13 protein-coding genes and 7 tRNA genes are annotated in these 15,768 nt (G+C 37.3%); 19 read left to right on the forward strand and 1 reads right to left on the reverse strand.

The window, feature by feature from the left end; genetic code table 11:
* Position 1: 1 nt before the first annotated feature.
* The gene (gene rlmN, locus ACMV0E_RS00895) at positions 2-1,051 is read right to left on the reverse strand and encodes a dual-specificity RNA methyltransferase RlmN (protein ID WP_416084492.1); all 1,050 of its coding nucleotides are present in this window, start codon (positions 1,049-1,051) and stop codon (positions 2-4) included.
* Between the two features lie 211 nt (positions 1,052-1,262).
* On the opposite strand from rlmN, the gene ACMV0E_RS00900 reads away from it, so the two are divergent.
* From ACMV0E_RS00900 to clpX, 19 genes are all read left to right on the forward strand, one after another.
* Positions 1,263-1,988, forward strand: a complete 726-nt coding sequence (locus ACMV0E_RS00900) for an N-acetyltransferase (protein WP_416084493.1) — start codon at positions 1,263-1,265, stop codon at positions 1,986-1,988.
* Between the two features lie 66 nt (positions 1,989-2,054).
* Positions 2,055-2,870: an oxamate carbamoyltransferase subunit AllH family protein gene (locus tag ACMV0E_RS00905; RefSeq protein WP_416084494.1), complete on the forward strand. Its 816-nt coding sequence runs from the start codon at positions 2,055-2,057 to the stop codon at positions 2,868-2,870.
* Complete coding sequence (gene fdrA / locus ACMV0E_RS00910; RefSeq protein WP_416084495.1) at positions 2,861-4,414, forward strand: acyl-CoA synthetase FdrA; 1,554 nt, start codon at positions 2,861-2,863, stop codon at positions 4,412-4,414. Before ACMV0E_RS00905 ends, fdrA begins: the two co-directional genes overlap by 10 nt.
* A gap of 2 nt (positions 4,415-4,416) precedes the next feature.
* Complete coding sequence (locus ACMV0E_RS00915; RefSeq protein WP_416084496.1) at positions 4,417-5,844, forward strand: YlbE family protein; 1,428 nt, start codon at positions 4,417-4,419, stop codon at positions 5,842-5,844.
* An 18-nt stretch (positions 5,845-5,862) separates the two neighbouring features.
* The gene (locus tag ACMV0E_RS00920) at positions 5,863-6,678 is read left to right on the forward strand and encodes a cyclase family protein (RefSeq protein ID WP_416084497.1); all 816 of its coding nucleotides are present in this window, start codon (positions 5,863-5,865) and stop codon (positions 6,676-6,678) included.
* Positions 6,679-6,690: 12 nt separating this feature from the next.
* Positions 6,691-7,572, forward strand: coding sequence for an FAD binding domain-containing protein (locus tag ACMV0E_RS00925; RefSeq protein WP_416084498.1), 882 nt, complete (start codon positions 6,691-6,693; stop codon positions 7,570-7,572).
* Between the two features lie 9 nt (positions 7,573-7,581).
* Positions 7,582-8,046, forward strand: coding sequence for a (2Fe-2S)-binding protein (locus ACMV0E_RS00930; protein ID WP_416084499.1), 465 nt, complete (start codon positions 7,582-7,584; stop codon positions 8,044-8,046).
* 9 nt (positions 8,047-8,055) lie between these two features.
* Positions 8,056-10,398, forward strand: coding sequence for a xanthine dehydrogenase family protein molybdopterin-binding subunit (locus ACMV0E_RS00935; protein ID WP_416084500.1), 2,343 nt, complete (start codon positions 8,056-8,058; stop codon positions 10,396-10,398).
* A gap of 154 nt (positions 10,399-10,552) precedes the next feature.
* On the forward strand, positions 10,553-11,947 hold the full coding sequence (locus ACMV0E_RS00940) for a uracil-xanthine permease family protein (RefSeq protein WP_416084501.1): 1,395 nt from the start codon (positions 10,553-10,555) through the stop codon (positions 11,945-11,947).
* A gap of 123 nt (positions 11,948-12,070) precedes the next feature.
* Positions 12,071-12,148: transfer RNA gene (locus tag ACMV0E_RS00945), tRNA-Pro, on the forward strand.
* 6 nt (positions 12,149-12,154) lie between these two features.
* Positions 12,155-12,231 (forward strand) — tRNA-Arg (locus ACMV0E_RS00950).
* Positions 12,232-12,237: 6 nt separating this feature from the next.
* Positions 12,238-12,314, forward strand: a tRNA-His gene (locus ACMV0E_RS00955).
* Positions 12,315-12,316: 2 nt separating this feature from the next.
* A tRNA-Arg gene (locus ACMV0E_RS00960) sits at positions 12,317-12,393 on the forward strand.
* 3 nt (positions 12,394-12,396) lie between these two features.
* Positions 12,397-12,473 (forward strand) — tRNA-Arg (locus tag ACMV0E_RS00965).
* Between the two features lie 14 nt (positions 12,474-12,487).
* Positions 12,488-12,563 (forward strand) — tRNA-Lys (locus tag ACMV0E_RS00970).
* 25 nt (positions 12,564-12,588) lie between these two features.
* Positions 12,589-12,673 (forward strand) — tRNA-Leu (locus tag ACMV0E_RS00975).
* 59 nt (positions 12,674-12,732) lie between these two features.
* On the forward strand, positions 12,733-13,953 hold the full coding sequence (gene tig / locus ACMV0E_RS00980; RefSeq protein ID WP_416084502.1) for a trigger factor: 1,221 nt from the start codon (positions 12,733-12,735) through the stop codon (positions 13,951-13,953).
* A gap of 1 nt (position 13,954) precedes the next feature.
* A complete protein-coding gene (locus ACMV0E_RS00985; RefSeq protein ID WP_416084503.1) occupies positions 13,955-14,542 on the forward strand; it encodes an ATP-dependent Clp protease proteolytic subunit in 588 nt (195 codons plus the stop codon).
* An 8-nt stretch (positions 14,543-14,550) separates the two neighbouring features.
* Entirely contained in the window at positions 14,551-15,768 is a 1,218-nt protein-coding gene (gene clpX / locus ACMV0E_RS00990) for an ATP-dependent Clp protease ATP-binding subunit ClpX (protein ID WP_416084504.1), read from the forward strand.

Genomic DNA, 15,768 nt, shown 5'->3' on the forward strand with positions numbered 1-15,768 from the left:
TTTAAATCTTAAACTGGATGTTTTCTTTTGAGTTTGTTGCAAGCTGTCCACAAGCAGCAGAAACATCCGTCCCTTTCGAGAGCCTGAGCGTTGCTCGTAACCCATTTGTAAGAAGGAATTTTTGAAACTCAATTTCCTTTGATGAAGGTTTAAAATTATTTATTGGGATTTCGTTATAGTGAATGAGATTCACTTTAACAAATCTTAGATCTCTTGAAAATTTTACTAGTGCTTCTGCATCAGATCTTGAATCATTAATTCCGTCTATAAGAAGATATTCCAAAGTAACAGTATTTCCAGTTTTTTTATTGTAGTATACTAATGCTTCCTTTAATTTATTAAGGGGATAATTTTTGAGCCCAGGCATTAGGCTATCTCTTTTTATCTGAATTGCAGAATGTAATGATACTGCAAGTTTAACCGACTGAATTTCATCTGCAAGTTTATAAATCATTGGTGTTATACCAGAAGTTGAAATTGTTATGTGTCGTTTTCCAAGATTTCTTCCATTTTCGTCGGTTAAAATTTGGATTGCCTTTTTTACGTTTTCATAGTTAAGAAGTGGTTCTCCCAAACCCATAAAAACGATATTTGATATTGGATTTTCTCTCTCCAGTCTTAAAAATTGTTCAACAATTTCGCCGGTTTCAAGATTTCGAATAATCCCCATCTTTCCTGTGGCGCAGAATTGACAACCAAGTGGGCATCCGACTTGCGTAGATAGACACGCTGTAAACCAAGTTCGTCCAATTTTATTTGTGTTTTTGATTAATACGCTTTCTATAAGTCTTTTATCAGATAATTCAAAAACAAATTTTGTGGCATCATCTTTTGATGTTTTGCGAGATATTTCTTTGAATATCGTAATATAAAAAATGTTATCCAAAGTTTCACGAAGTTCTTTACTTAGTGTTGTGATCGTTAAGAAACTTTCTTTTCTTTCTTTATAAATTGCATTAAATACTTCTTTTGCCCTGTATTTTTTCTCATTTAATGAGGCAAAGAAGCCTTCAAGTTCCCTTAAAGTCAAATTTTTTATATCTTTTTTCACGTTATCATTTTAATCTCCATAGAAAAATTTGCAAGAATATTTTGTGTATTTTGGCAAATTTAAGAAAAGTTGTTAAAATAGTGACTTTTTTAACGTTCAGTGATTGCTTTTGTTTTCTTAAATAATGTTATACCCTCTTGACAAGTGGAAGTGTTTGTATTAAAATTGAACATCTTTTTTTAAAAAATTTTTACAAAAGGGAGGTAGTGAGATGAAAAAAGAGGTACCAGAAAAGGTATCACAAAATGAAGTAGTTTTTAAAGTTGAAGAGTTAGAACCACTTTTAAGCGGACCTGCAATTGATCTTCCACGTTGGGAGCCTATGTATGTCACACTTCCTAACGGAAAAACAATGGTTATAAGGGAAATGAGAAAAGAAGAAGCACCACTTCTTTTTCCACTTTTGAAGAAGTTAATTGACACTGATCACGACTTCTATGACATTGTTGGTGTAAGAGTTTATGCTGAACTACTTGGATGGCTTAGAAATAGGTTAAAAGATCCTTATCAGATGGTTGGAATTGTTGATGGTAAACTTGCAGCATTTTGTAACGGAAGAATAATGAACAGAGATATTAATATAAGTTTACATACAATGGCATTTATGCGTGGAATGAAGGCTGGTGCGGTAATGTACTATGCAAAAGCATATTATACTTTTGAAATTCTTGGGCAAAAAGAGTTCTGGGCAACATATGAAAGTTACAATGGATGGAAGAGATGGGGTGTTGGCATGGCGCAACCTTCGTATCCTTGGCCAGATGTCCAGCATGAATTAGGTGGAGCAAGAGTTTACTACATTACAAAGGAATACTGGCAAACAACAGTTAAGAAATATCTTGAAGATATGATTGGCGCACAATTAAAGGCACCAGTTCCAGAAGATCTTCTCAGGGCTGCGGAAAAATTCGAAGTTCCAGAAACCTTAGAGGAATAAGATATTAATTCAGTTTCCCCCAAGAGGATTCTTGGGGGAATTATTTCTTTTTACAAAAAGGTAGAAATGAAGGTAATTTCGGTGGGAGATAAGATAGATTTAAGAATTGAAATTTTGGGTGTCCATTCTTCATTTGCACGAGCTGTTAATCTATATACTAATAGCGGAATTGTATTTTTAGTTTCAAAAGATGTTGGTGGAGGACCTAATTCAATTGTTTTACAAAGTGATTTGGTTATGAATTTTTCTCTTGGTGAATTAAGGGAAGCGCTGTCTAAGGATAAACCCTTTATATATGATTCATCTTTCTCATTGCCGCACAAAGATGTTGATTTAATAGTTAGGAATGTCGAAAAGGTTAAAAATCTTTTAATACAACATTCGCATCCTTTAAGTTCCGCTTTTATAATCAATCCGTCAAGAAAGGTATTTTTTGAGGGAAAATTCAATTTGAATCTTGCAAATGAATTAGAAGAGAATTTTAATCGTTTGATAAATTTTGATTTTAATTCGATTTTGTTACTTAAGGGTTTGGGCTATGGTTTTACTCCTCAGGGTGATGACTTAATTGAGGGGTTTTTGGCCGCATTATACGTGTATGAGAAATTATTCGAAATTGATCTTTCTCAAATTAGGAATTACATTCGTATTTTGGCAAAAACTCAAAATGAAGTTTCCAATACATTCCTCAATTTTACATCTCAAGGATTTTTCTATGAGAGATTTAAAAACGTACTTGAATCAATTTTTACTGGGCGTAATTTGGAGATACATGTTTTAAAGATGTTATCCTTTGGTGAGACTTCTGGTTCTGATATTCTTACAGGTTTCATTAAGGGTTTTGGAAAACTTTTAGAAGGAGGTAATCAATTATGGCAGTAAAGGGTATATTAAAAAAGGGTGAATACTATGACTCGGTTACATTGATGTTGGTTCAAAAGGATGCCTTGAATATTCCAGGAGTTGAAGATGCAGCTGTTGTTATGGGGACTTTGCAAAATAAATCAATTCTCGATAACTCAGGAATGTTGATTGACGAATTTAAAAATGCAAACGATTCGGATCTTTTAATAGTTGTCAAAGGTAAAGATGATGAAACTTTAACAAAAGCTTTAGTGGAAATCGAAAAGCTACTAAAAAAGAGCAGATCAAAATCTGAGGAGTCTCAGGATTATGTACCAAAGAGTTTGGATGGTGCTTTAAAATTAATGAGAGATGCAAACTTAGTACTTATTTCTGTTGCAGGTAAATACGCGGGAGATGAAGCAATTAAAGCATTATCTAAAGATTTGCATGTTATGATTTTCTCAGATAATGTTCCTAAGGAAAAAGCATTGCTTGCAAAGAAGATCGGTTACGAAAAGGGTCTTCTTGTTATGGGACCAGATTGTGGAACTGCAATAATAAATGGTGCACCTCTTGGTTTTGCAAATGCTGTCGAGAGAGGTGATATAGGCATTGTGTCTGCGGCGGGGACTGGTCTTCAGGAAGTCTCTTCAATTATTTCAAATGCTCACGGTGGAATATCGCAAGCAATTGGAACAGGCGGAATAGACATGAAAGAGTATTATGGAGGATTATCATTTCTTACCGGTCTTAAGGCATTAATTGAGGACGATGAGACTAAAGTAATTGTTCTAATCTCGAAACCTCCTCATGAAAGTATTCTTCAGAAACTTAAGGAAGTTCTAAAAAATAACAAGAAACCTGTAGTAGGATGTTTCCTTGGTGCATCGAAAGAATTAGTTGAAAGTCTTGGTGTATATCCTGTTTCAACACTTGAGGATGCAGCGCTTCTTGCGGTGAGTCTTTCGAAAGGAACATCCTTCGACACTTTTAAAAAAGAGATAGAAGAAAGAGAAGAACTGATTAAGAAAGAAGCGTATGAACTTGCAAAACAACTCAAACCTGGTCAGAAGTATTTTAGAGGACTTTTCCAGGGTGGTACACTTGCTTATGAAACAGAATTAATACTAACGAATATGATAGGAGAAGTATATTCGAATGTTCCCCTTAAACCGGAATTTAAACTCAAGGATTCCTGGAAGAGTGAAAAACACACAATAGTTGATCTTGGAGAAGATGAGTTTACAGTTGGTAGACCTCATCCTCAAATTGATTTCCAGTTAAGAAACAAGAGAATTCTTGAAGAAACAAAAGATAAAGAAGTTGCAATAATTTATCTTGATGTGGTTATTGGATATGGAACCAATATGCATCCTATTGAAGATCTTGTGCCTGTGATTGAGGAAGTTAAAAAGATAAGCGATGCACTTGTTATTGTTAATGTTACAGGAACAGACAAAGACCCGCAGAACAAAAGAGCACTTATTTCTGCATTGAAGAATGCATCTGCACATGTTTACGAGAGGAATGCTTATTCATCTAAGGTAGCAGGCTACGTCATAAAGGAAATAGGAGGTTAATAATGGGCAAGGTAAACGAGCTGTTCAAAAGCGAGTTAAATGTTATTAATATTGGATTATCTGCTTTTGCTGAAAGCCTACAGATGACTGGTTATAAAGTTGTTCATGTAGAGTGGTCTCCGCCTCTTTTTGGAGAAGATGTTAGGGAAGCACTTGATAAATTTAATGAAATAGTAGTATCCAAGAAAGTAGATGTAGAAAAAGCTAATGAAGAGGCCTTTAAGAGACTTGTTTCTGCAAGACCAAAACTTGTGCGTATGGGAAAGGCAATCGACCTTATACCCGGTATGAAGAAGAATATGCTGCTACATGCTGGTCCCCCAGTGACTTGGGACAGAATGTGTGGTCCAATGAAGGGGGCAGTTCTTGGTGCGATAATTTATGAAGGATGGGCTGAAACTCTTGAAGAAGCCGAAAAACTTGCACAATCAGGAAAAATTGAATTCTCTCCGTGTCACCAACATCAGGCAGTAGGACCTATGGCAGGTGTTGTCTCTCCTTCAATGCCAGTTTTTGAGGTTGTTAATGAGACATATGGTAATAAGGCTTACACTAATATGAACGAAGGACTAGGAAAAGTTCTTAGAATGGGTGCATATTCAAAAGAGGTAATTGAAAGACTAAAGTGGATGGAGAAGGTTCTCTACCCAACTATTTCAAGGGCAATTGAATATCTTGGTGGAATTGATCTCAAAAACATTCTTGCACAGGCTCTTCATATGGGAGACGAAGGGCATAACAGAAACAGGGCTGCAACATCCCTTTTGTTTAGACAACTTGCTCCTGCGATTGTAAAAACCACTAATGATCCAGATGTTGTAGAACGTGTTCTTAAATTTATTGATGGTAATGATCATTTCTTCCTTAATCTTTCAATGGTAACTGCAAAAGCAAGTCTAGATGCTGCAAGAAATATTGAAGGTTCTACAATGGTTGTTGTAATGGCAAGAAATGGAACAGATTTTGGAATTCAGGTTTCTGGTTTAGGTGACGAATGGTTTACAGCACCAGCAGAAGTTCCTCCTAATGCACTTTACTTCCCCGGATTTACCAAAGAAGATGCAAATCCAGATATTGGTGATAGCTCAATAACAGAAACTGCAGGATGGGGTGGCTTTGCAATTGCTGCTGCACCTGCAATTGTTCAATTCACTGGTGGCACACCTCAAGAAGCGGTTAATAAGACGAAAATGATGTATGAGATAACCATTGGTGAAAATACAACTTATCAAATTCCTTACTTGAATTTCAGAGGTACACCGACTGGTATAGATATAAAGACTGTTGTTGAAAAAGGAATTCCGCCTTTTATCGACACAGGTATTGCTCATAAAATGCCGGGCATCGGACAAGTAGGCGCAGGGCTTGTTGATGCACCAATTGAAGTATTTAAAAAGGCATTAATTGCTTTTGTAAAAAAATATTCATAATAAGGGAGGCAAAATATCATGACAACAGAAGAATTTATTAAGTTAATGACTGAAGAAGTCAAAATGTATGATTTAACTCAACCTCTTAGTGTACACACACCACCTTGGCCGAGTTATATGCCACTTGGGATTCAATATTTCAAACGTATTGCTGGTGCCGATAGAGGTCAAGGTGCAAACGGACAGATTATCACGTCGAGCAATCATGTTGGCACTCACATGGATGGAGAAATTCATTTTTATGGGGCAGGTAGAGCCATTGGTGCTGTACCACTTGAAGAATGGGTAGGTGCTGGGGTTGTTGTAGATATTTCTGATGAAGTGGGGGATTACGATCTATATACTCCAGAAATGCTTATGAGGAAAGCTGATATAAGACCAGGAGATATTCTTATTATTAATACTGGGTACCATAGATATGCATGGTATGAAAAAGAAGCAGACGAAGTGCGATATATGGTAAAGCACCCTGGACCAAGTCCTGATTTTCCTGATTGGGCATTGAAGATGCAATTCAAATGGATTGGTGTTGACTGTGGAAGTGCAGATCACCCAATGAATACAATACTAAGGAATTGGCATCCAAAATTGTTCCTTGAAGCTGAGAAAAAATTAAAAGAAAAGTATGGTAAATCCTGGGATGAAATGTTCCCACCTGAAGAATTCTACCAAATTATGCATCTCAAACTCTTCCCAAGGGGATTAGTTCATGCAGAAAATCTTGGTGGAGACATTGATAAACTCAGCAACAAAAGAGTTTATGTCGGAGCTTTTAACGTTAAGGGAATTGAAATGGAGTCAGCCTGGACACGTATAGTTGCGTGGGCTCCATAGTAGGAGGTTTATATGAAGATCTTTGAGTACTTTAAACCGAGAACAATTGGGGAAGCGCTGCGGTTATTAAAGGAATTTGGTGGAAAGGCAAAACTGCTTGCGGGTGGTACTGATGTTGCAGTTATGGTTGATGATGGGATGCTTTCTCCAGATTATATCATTGATCTAAAAGGACTTGATATCCTAAAAGGAATTGAAGTTAGGGAGAATAACTATCTTTGGATTGGAGCACTAACAACTTTTTCTGAAATAATTCACTCTGATTTGGTTAAGAAGTACTTTCCAGTGCTTTTTGAAGCTTCAAAAACTGTTGCCTCGGTTGGTGTAAGAAATAGGGCAACACTTTTGGGTAATATCTGTTCTGCAGTTCCCTCTGCTGATTCAGCGCCAACACTTCTTATTCTTAATACCCTTGTTGAGGTTAAAGGAGACAGTGATAGACTTATTCCTATAGTAGAGTTTTTTACAGGTCCAAGAAAGACTGTTCTTCAAGTTACCGAAATTGCTACAGGAATTAGAATTCCTCTTGAACCAAGAAAGTATGGTGCAAACTATATCAAACTTGGTCGTTATGATGGCGAAGATCTTGCACAGGTTGGCGTTTCAACATTTATCTCTGAGGATCTCGAATATCGTGTATCATTCGGCGCTGTTGCTCCAACACCAGTTAGAGCCTTTGAAGTTGAAGAATTCTTAAAAGGAAAAGAATTAAGTGATTCGCTTATACAAGAGGCTATTCCCATTGCGCTTAAATCTATATCGCCAATTTCAGATGTTAGAGCAAGCAAGGAATATAGATTGCATGTAAGTGGTGTTCTATTCAAGAGATCTCTAAAAGCTTCATATGAAAGGCTCCATGGAAATGGTCCTATTTATGGGACGAATTTAGTTTAGGAGGGTAACATGCAGAAAAAAGAGATAAATTTTATATTAAATGGTAAAAAGGTGTGGGTTGAAGTAAAACCATACGAAAAATTCCTTGAAGTTTTACGAGATAAACTTGGAGTTAAGAGCCCTAAATACGGTTGTGGGAGAGGTGAATGTGGAGCTTGCTCCGTTTTGCTTGACGGTAAAGCAATTAGGTCATGCATAGTTTATGCAATTGAAGTTGATGGTCATGAAATAACAACTCTTGAGGGTCTTCAAGCAAATGGTCTTACGCCACTCCAAAAATCATTTCTTTCACATAATTCTTTTCAGTGTGGTTTTTGTGCGCCAGGCATGATAATTCAAGCAACAGAACTCTTAAATGAAAACCCTCATCCAGATGAAGAAGAAATTAGAGAATACATTGCAGGAAATCTCTGCAGATGTACAGGATACAATTCTATTGTTGAAGCAATTTTGGATGTAGCAAAAAAGGGATAGGAGGGAGTTATGAAAGAATTAGAGCTTAAATACGTCGGGCATGAAGCAACCAGGCTTGATGGGCTCGAAAAAATTACTGGAGCAGCCAAATACGTAGATGATATCGACCTAGGTCCTGCAACCCTTTATGTTTCAATTTTGAGAAGTCCATATGCACATGCTATAATTAAGAGAATTGACACATCTAAAGCTGAAGCACTTGATGGCGTTTATGCGGTAGTTACAGGAAAAGATTTCCCATATAGGTACGGTCTTTATCTTAAAGATAATTATGTTTTTCCTCTTGATAGAGTTCGTTACGTTGGACAACATGTTGCAGCGGTAATTGCTGCAACTCAAGAAATTGCAGATGAAGCAGTTAAACTTATAGAAATAGAATATGAACCACTTCCTGTAATTCAGGATCCCCTTGTTGCAATTAAGGAAGATGCACCTTTAGTTCATCCGGATCTTGGAAATTACGAAGTTGTTCCCTGGCTTTATCCTCAACCAGGTACTAATATAGCCCACGTAAGAAAAATTCGAAAAGGTAATATTGAAGAAGCATTCAAAGAAGCAGATTTTATTTTGGAAGATTGGTATGTTGTGCCCCATGTAGTTCATGCACCTATTGAAACGCATGTATCTGCAGCATTATATACTCCTGATGGCAGATTGACAATGTGGAACTCTTCACAATCACCACATACCCAGCGAAATATAATTGCTCGTTCGTTTAAAATGAAGCATAAAGATATTAGAGTTATCGCTCCTTATGTTGGTGGTGGATTCGGAGGAAAAGCAGGTGTAAATATGGAAGTTGTTGCTGCAGCTTGTGCATTGAAAGTTCCTGGGCATCCTGTGAAAATAAGGTATACAAGGAAAGAAGAGTTCTATGATACCTCGATGCGTCAAGAACTTCATGCGTATATTAAGATGGGTGTGAAGAAAGATGGGACAATTGTTGCATTAAAGCATCAACTCTATTGGGATGTTGGAGCATCTGCTGAGTATGGTTCAAACGTAGTCAATGCAACAGGATTTTCAGCCATCGGACCTTATAGAATTCCAAATGTTTGGATAGACTCATTTGCAATTTATACCAATAGACCTCCCTGTGGAGCGTATAGAGGCTTTGGATATTCAGAATTTCACTTCGGACTTGAAAGCCACATGGATAGAGTTGCAAAAGCTATTGGTATGGATCCTGTTGAATTTAGGAAGAAGAATGCAATACAAGAAGGTGACACGGTTGCCTATGGTGTTGAAATGGGACCAACTGGAATACTTCGGTGTATTGATGAGGTTGCAAAGGCAATAGAGTGGGATAAGCCATCTCAAAAACCATCTGAACCTCACAAAGTTAGGGCAAAAGGGTTTGCGGCAGTTTGGAAAGCACCAGCAATGCCCGCAAATGAGTCGTCTGCTGCTTTTATTAAGTTTTCTGAAGATGGGAGCATTAATGTGCTTGTGTCAGGAATGGAGCTTGGGCAAGGGTTCTTAACTGCAATGGCCAAAATTGCAGCAGAAGAACTTTCGCTTCCTCTCGAAAAAATTAGAGTTGAACTTCCAGATACCGATAGAAACCCATATGAGTGGCAAACTGTTGCTTCACATGTGACCTGGTCTTGTGGAAATGCTGTAAGGCGTGCGGCAATTGATGCAAAAGAGCAAATTCTTGACGTAATTTCGAGGGCTTACCATATAGAAAAAGCAAATCTTTATCTTGAAGACGGGAAGGTTAAGTGTTATACAAAACCTGATTTCGAGGTTCCATTTGAGAGTTTTGTAATTGATGGAGTACAGATGCATGATGGGACTTATCGTGGAGGTCCAATTCTTGGTAGAGGATCGTTTATGCCAGAGTTTACCTCGGCGAAGGTGAATCCTGAAACAGGCCAGGGTGGTCATCCTAATGTTCACTATACAACTGGTGCAGGTGCCGTCGAGATTGAGATTGATACTGAGACTGGAAGAATTAGGGTTTTAAGAATGGCTGAGGCTTTTGATGCAGGAAAGGCAATAAACCCAGATATTGTGAAGCAACAGATAGAAGGCGGTTTTGTGCAAGGTTTAGGAACTGCACTCTGGGAAGAAGTCAAGTTTTCAGATGATGGAAGAATTCTCAATCCTAACTTTACAGACTATAAGATTCCAACTGCACTTGACGTGCCGAGAGAAATGCATCCGATTATAGTTGAAGTGCCTCAACCAGATGGTCCATTTGGAGCAAGAGGGATTGCTGAACATACAATGATCCCTGTAATGCCCGCTATTGCAAACGCTGTTGAAAATGCGCTAAATATAAGAATAAAGAACCCACCAATAACTGCTGAGAAAATTATAAATGGTCTTAATGAAAAATCCTCTTAGTTTTGAAGTATAAATGTCAAAAATGTGGGTGTCGTGTTAGGCACCCACTTAAGTTAGGAGGAGGTGATAGAGGTAAGAAAATATCGAAAAATGCTTAAAATTTAGAAGTTCTGAAAAAGCTAAAAACAAAAAAATTTTAAAAAGGAGGTTTAAAATGGCAGAAGAACAATTCAAGGCAACAAGAATTGTACCATGGCCAGTGGATTCCTATCCGCCATGGGGATTTTCTATTGTAGCTGGCTTGCAGCACATTCTAACACTTTTTGGGGCAACAACACTGGTTCCCATTCTTTTTGGTCAGGCGATGGGAATGAATCCTCAGCAACTAGGTATTTTTATTGCTACTGTTTACATGGTAACAGGAATTGGAACACTTTTACAGTGTGATTCAAGAATTGGATCTGGACTTCCGATTGTTCAGGGATCATCATTCTCCTTTATTCCTGCTGCTACTGCAATTTTTGATAATGTTAAAAAAGGTGGCGGTGGTGTAAATGAGATGATGACAGCCCTTGGAAGTGCTTTAGTTTATGGTGGTATTTATGAGTTAATTGTTGGTTATTCGGGTTTAATTGGTTTGTTGAAGAAGGTTATTACTCCTGTTGTAATAGGACCTACAATTATGCTAATAGGTTTTAGTCTTGCATCAGTTGCAGTTAGTACAGCATCAAGCTTCTGTCCAGTCTCTATTGCCGGAGTCATTTTAATTTTTACCTTCGCTTTAATTGTAAAGAATAGCAAAATTAATTCATTTCCTGTATTTATTGCAGTTGCGATCCTTTATCTTTATGCACTTATTGGTACTTTAGTAAAGCGATTTCCTGAAGGGCATCCTATGTTTGTGAATTTAAAAGCAATTGCAGAAGCTCCTTGGATTGTGTGGCCAAAACCATTAAGGTATGGTAATGTTTTTAAATTCGATTCATTTGGATTTGCTGCAATTCTTGCTGCCTATACTTCTTCAATGATAGAATCGTTTGGAGACTATCATAGTGTTTCTTATGCATCAGGTCTTCCAGATCCAACGCCTGAAATGATTTCAAAAGGAATTGGTTCCGAGGGCCTTGGATGCATTATCTCTGGTATCCTTGGTGGTGTTGGAACGACATCTTATACGGAGAATATTGGAGTTATTGCTCTTACAGGAATTGCATCAAGAAGAGTTATTAGAACAGGTGCGGTTATTCTTATTGTCTTTGGTTTCCTTTGGAAAGTAGGAACTATAATCGGTACCTTGCCGACTCCTATAATTGGAGCAGCATACCTTTCACTTTTTGGCCTTATTGGTGCTCTTGGAGTCCAGGTTTTTGCACGTGCTGATGTAACTTCAACAAGGAATCTTATGATCCTTGGGTTTGCATTCCTTTTTGGTCTTGGACTACCACCTGTCATATCTCAACATCCAATAACAATTCCGGGTGCAACATGGCTTGCAAATATACTTAATGGAATATTGCACACAAGCATGGCTGTCGGTGGAATTACCGCAGGAATTCTTGATAATATTATTCCAGGAACGGAAAAAGAAAGAGGAATTGGTGTAAGATAGTGCTTTAGGGCTTATGTTTGAGGGAAGACGAATCTGTCTTCCCTCTTTTTTATGAGAGCGGTGAAATATTATGCAAAACCTCTTGATTTTTTTTATAAACTAAATACAATATACTTGCCTGATCGGGGCGTGGCTCAGTTTGGCTAGAGCGTTTGGTTTGGGACCAAAAGGTCGAAGGTTCAAATCCTTCCGCCCCGACCATTAGGTGCGCCCATAGCTCAGCAGGATAGAGCAACGGATTTCTAATCCGTCGGTCGCTGGTTCAAGTCCGGCTGGGCGCGCCATTTATGGTGGGTGTAGCTCAACTGGTTAGAGTACCGGACTGTGGATCCGGCCGTTGGGAGTTCGAGTCTCCTCACCCACCCCAAGGCGCCCATAGCTCAGAAGGATAGAGCGGTGGATTCCTAATCCGCAGGCCACAGGTTCGAATCCTGTTGGGCGCACCATGTGCGCCTATAGCTCAACTGGATAGAGCAACGGACTTCGGATCCGTTGGTTGCGGGTTCGACTCCTGCTAGGCGCGCCATTTTATATATATGTGGGTTCTTAGCTCAACTGGTAGAGCAACGGACTCTTAATCCGTAGGTTGCGGGTTCGAGCCCCGCAGAACCCACCATTTTTATTTCAAGGACAATAAGAGTGCGAGGGTGGCGGAACTGGCAGACGCGCTGGACTTAGGATCCAGTGAGGAAACTCATGCGGGTTCAACTCCCGCCCTTCGCACCATTTTTTATTTTTACAGTTTTTATTAAAATATGTTGGACTATTTTATGGAGAGGTGAAAAATGGATTACATAGTAAAAGAAAAAACTCAGTCAAAAATTGTTGGAGAAATTACTCACAGTAAGGATGAAATTGAGAATGCAAAAAAAGAAGCTTATCTTAATCTTTCAAAAAAAATAAAAATTCCAGGTTTTCGTTTAGGAAAAGCTCCATATGAGGTAGGCTCTGCTTACATTGGCCCTGAGCGCTTGCTTGAAGAAGCTTTTGAACTACTCCTTGATAAATCTATACCTGAATTTCTTGAAAAGGAAAATATTGATCCTTTTACAAAGCCTTCTGTCGATGTAAAGGAATTTTCAAACGATAGAATTGTTTATGAGGTTACAGTTGAATTTCTTCCACAAATTGAATTTGATCCTGATAGAAAAATAGAGATAAAAAGAACAATTGAAATTAGTGAAAGTGAAATTGAAGAAAAATTAAAGGAACTTCAAGAAACTTTTACAGAACTTGAACCTAAGAATTCCCCTGTAGAAAATGGAGATATAATTGAAGTTGCATATAAAATTGGGGACAAAGAGGAACAAACCATAACAGTCGAAGTTGGAAAAGATAAGGTAGTTGGAAATTTTAATGAATTAGTTTTAGGGAAAGTTGTGGATGATGAATTTGAAGTTCAAACACAAAATACGGTCATAAAATTTAGAGTTGTTTCTATAAAAACAAAGAAAATCCCCGAAATAAACGATGATTTTGCTAAGGAAATTGGCTCAGATTCCTTAGATGCACTAAAGGAGAAAATAAAATCTGAACTTCTTGAGAATAAGAAACTCCAATTAGAAGAGAATAGGGGAAGAGAAGCATTACATGATCTTGCATTAGAGTTAAACGTTGAGCTACCCCAAAAGTACATTGAAGAAGAGGTTGAATCTCGTTATAAAGAGTATGAAACTGAGTATCTGAAGCATGGTTTGAAGCTCGAATCTCTCCTTGAAAAAGAAGGAAAAACCGTTCTTCAATTCAAGGAAGAAATTAAGAAAAATATTATTCAGGAATTATTGGAAACTCTTATATTGAGGGAAATCATAAGAAAGAAAGGGCTCACTGTATCTAAGGAAGAAATTGAAGAGGAGTTTGAAAGAATTCTTATGGAGGAACATATTGAGAAAGGTACAGCAAAACTGAATGATGAAATTGTAAGATATATAAAGAATGAGATTTTAAAAAACAAAGCTATTTCAATATTGAAGGAAAATACTATAATATTGTTTGGAGGTGAGTGATTTGCCAATTATTCCAAGTGTAGTTGAAACAACAGGAAGAGGTGAAGTAAGCTTTGATATTTACTCAAGGCTATTAAAAGATAGAATTGTTTTCTTGACAGGAGAGATTGAAACAATTCATGCAGATTTAATTGTTGCTGAACTTCTCTATCTTGAATCTCTTGATTCAACTCAGGATATATATCTTTACATTAACAGCCCTGGTGGAGAAGTCATTCCTGGAATGGCCATATATGATACTATGCAGTATATAAAGGCGCCTGTTGCAACAATTTGTTTAGGGCAGGCTGCGTCTCTTGCTGCGGTTATTCTTGCTTCAGGAAGGAAAGGAAAGCGATACGCTCTTCCACATTCAAGAATACTTATCCATCAACCCTGGGGTGGTGCGCAAGGTCAAGCTACTGATATTGAAATACAGGCAAAAGAACTTATTAGGATAAAACGCATGATAAATGAGATACTTTCAAAACATACGGGACAACCGGTTGAAAAAATCCAAAAAGATACTGAAAGAGACTACTTTATGTCTCCTGAAGAAGCTAAAGAGTATGGGATTATAGACCAAATTATATCTATAAGAGAGCCATAGGATAAGGTATGGAAGAACCAAGATGTTCTTTTTGCGGAAAATCTTATAGTGAGGTTGATAAGCTAATCACTGGTCCTGATGGTGTATATATTTGCGATGAGTGTGTTGTAAAGGCATACAATCTACTTGTGCATGAAGGAAAGAAGAAACAGTCAAAAAAACATATACCTCTTCCAAGTGAAATAAAGTCATTTCTTGACGAGTATATAATTGGTCAAGAAGAAGCAAAACTTGTGATTTCCGTTGCAGCATACAATCACTATAAAAGAATTTTCCAAAATGAAGGAGAAGTTGAAATAGAAAAGAGTAATATTTTGTTAATTGGTCCAACTGGTTCTGGAAAAACTTTTATTGCGAAAGTATTATCAAAAATTCTTGATGTACCACTTGCAATATCTGATGCAACTAGCATTACAGAAGCTGGATATGTTGGAGAAGATGTAGAAAGTATCATACAGAGACTTCTTATTGCATCTGATTTTAATGTTTCAAAAGCAGAGAAAGGAATAGCATACATTGATGAGATAGATAAAATTGCAAGAAAAGGCGAGAACCCTTCTATTACAAGAGATGTGTCAGGGGAAGGGGTTCAACAGGGTTTGCTTAAAATCCTTGAGGGTACAATTGCAAATGTTCCTCCACAAGGAGGAAGAAAGCATCCACTCCAAGAATTTATTAAGGTAAATACAAAAGATATTCTTTTTATTGGAGGCGGAACTTTTGAAGGTATTGAAAAAATTGTTGAAGAAAGGATTAAAAAGAGAAGAATTGGTTTTGCACAAGAAATTTTAACTGATGATAACGAAAATTCAAGAATTTTGCCTCAGGACTTGATAAAATTTGGAATGATTCCTGAATTTGTAGGAAGGTTCCCAGTCATAGCAAAACTCAACAAACTTACAAAGGAAGAACTTGTTAGGATCTTAATTGAGCCAAAAAATGCACTTGTAAAACAGTACCAGAAGATGTTTGAGATTGATGGAGTTTCCCTTGAATTTGAGAAGGAAGCTCTTGATTATATTGCAGATAAAGCATTAGAACTTAATATTGGTGCCCGAGGTTTACGTTCAGTTATGGAACAATCAATGATAGAACTTATGTATAAGATACCTCAAAATAAATCTATCAAAAAGTGTATTATAACAAGAGCCTTTCTCGAAGATGATGTTGAACCAATTTTATTGAATGCAAAGAATGAAAGAGTCGCTCTTAAAGAGGCAGCGTAG

This window comes from Caldisericum insulae, from assembly GCF_047785965.1.
GTDB classification, from domain to species: Bacteria; Caldisericota; Caldisericia; order Caldisericales; family Caldisericaceae; genus Caldisericum; species Caldisericum exile_A.

Excerpts from the sequence above, each read along its gene's own strand:
- ACMV0E_RS00930 (WP_416084499.1), top strand. The coding sequence starts at position 7,582 with ATGCAGAAAAAAGAGATAAATTTTATATTAAATGGTAAAAAGGTGTGG.
- tig (WP_416084502.1), top strand. The coding sequence starts at position 12,733 with ATGGATTACATAGTAAAAGAAAAAACTCAGTCAAAAATTGTTGGAGAA.
- ACMV0E_RS00900 (WP_416084493.1), top strand. The coding sequence starts at position 1,263 with ATGAAAAAAGAGGTACCAGAAAAGGTATCACAAAATGAAGTAGTTTTT.
- ACMV0E_RS00915 (WP_416084496.1), top strand. The coding sequence starts at position 4,417 with ATGGGCAAGGTAAACGAGCTGTTCAAAAGCGAGTTAAATGTTATTAAT.
- fdrA (WP_416084495.1), top strand. The coding sequence starts at position 2,861 with ATGGCAGTAAAGGGTATATTAAAAAAGGGTGAATACTATGACTCGGTT.
- ACMV0E_RS00905 (WP_416084494.1), top strand. The coding sequence starts at position 2,055 with ATGAAGGTAATTTCGGTGGGAGATAAGATAGATTTAAGAATTGAAATT.
- clpX (WP_416084504.1), top strand. The coding sequence starts at position 14,551 with ATGGAAGAACCAAGATGTTCTTTTTGCGGAAAATCTTATAGTGAGGTT.
- ACMV0E_RS00925 (WP_416084498.1), top strand. The coding sequence starts at position 6,691 with ATGAAGATCTTTGAGTACTTTAAACCGAGAACAATTGGGGAAGCGCTG.
- ACMV0E_RS00920 (WP_416084497.1), top strand. The coding sequence starts at position 5,863 with ATGACAACAGAAGAATTTATTAAGTTAATGACTGAAGAAGTCAAAATG.
- ACMV0E_RS00935 (WP_416084500.1), top strand. The coding sequence starts at position 8,056 with ATGAAAGAATTAGAGCTTAAATACGTCGGGCATGAAGCAACCAGGCTT.
- ACMV0E_RS00940 (WP_416084501.1), top strand. The coding sequence starts at position 10,553 with ATGGCAGAAGAACAATTCAAGGCAACAAGAATTGTACCATGGCCAGTG.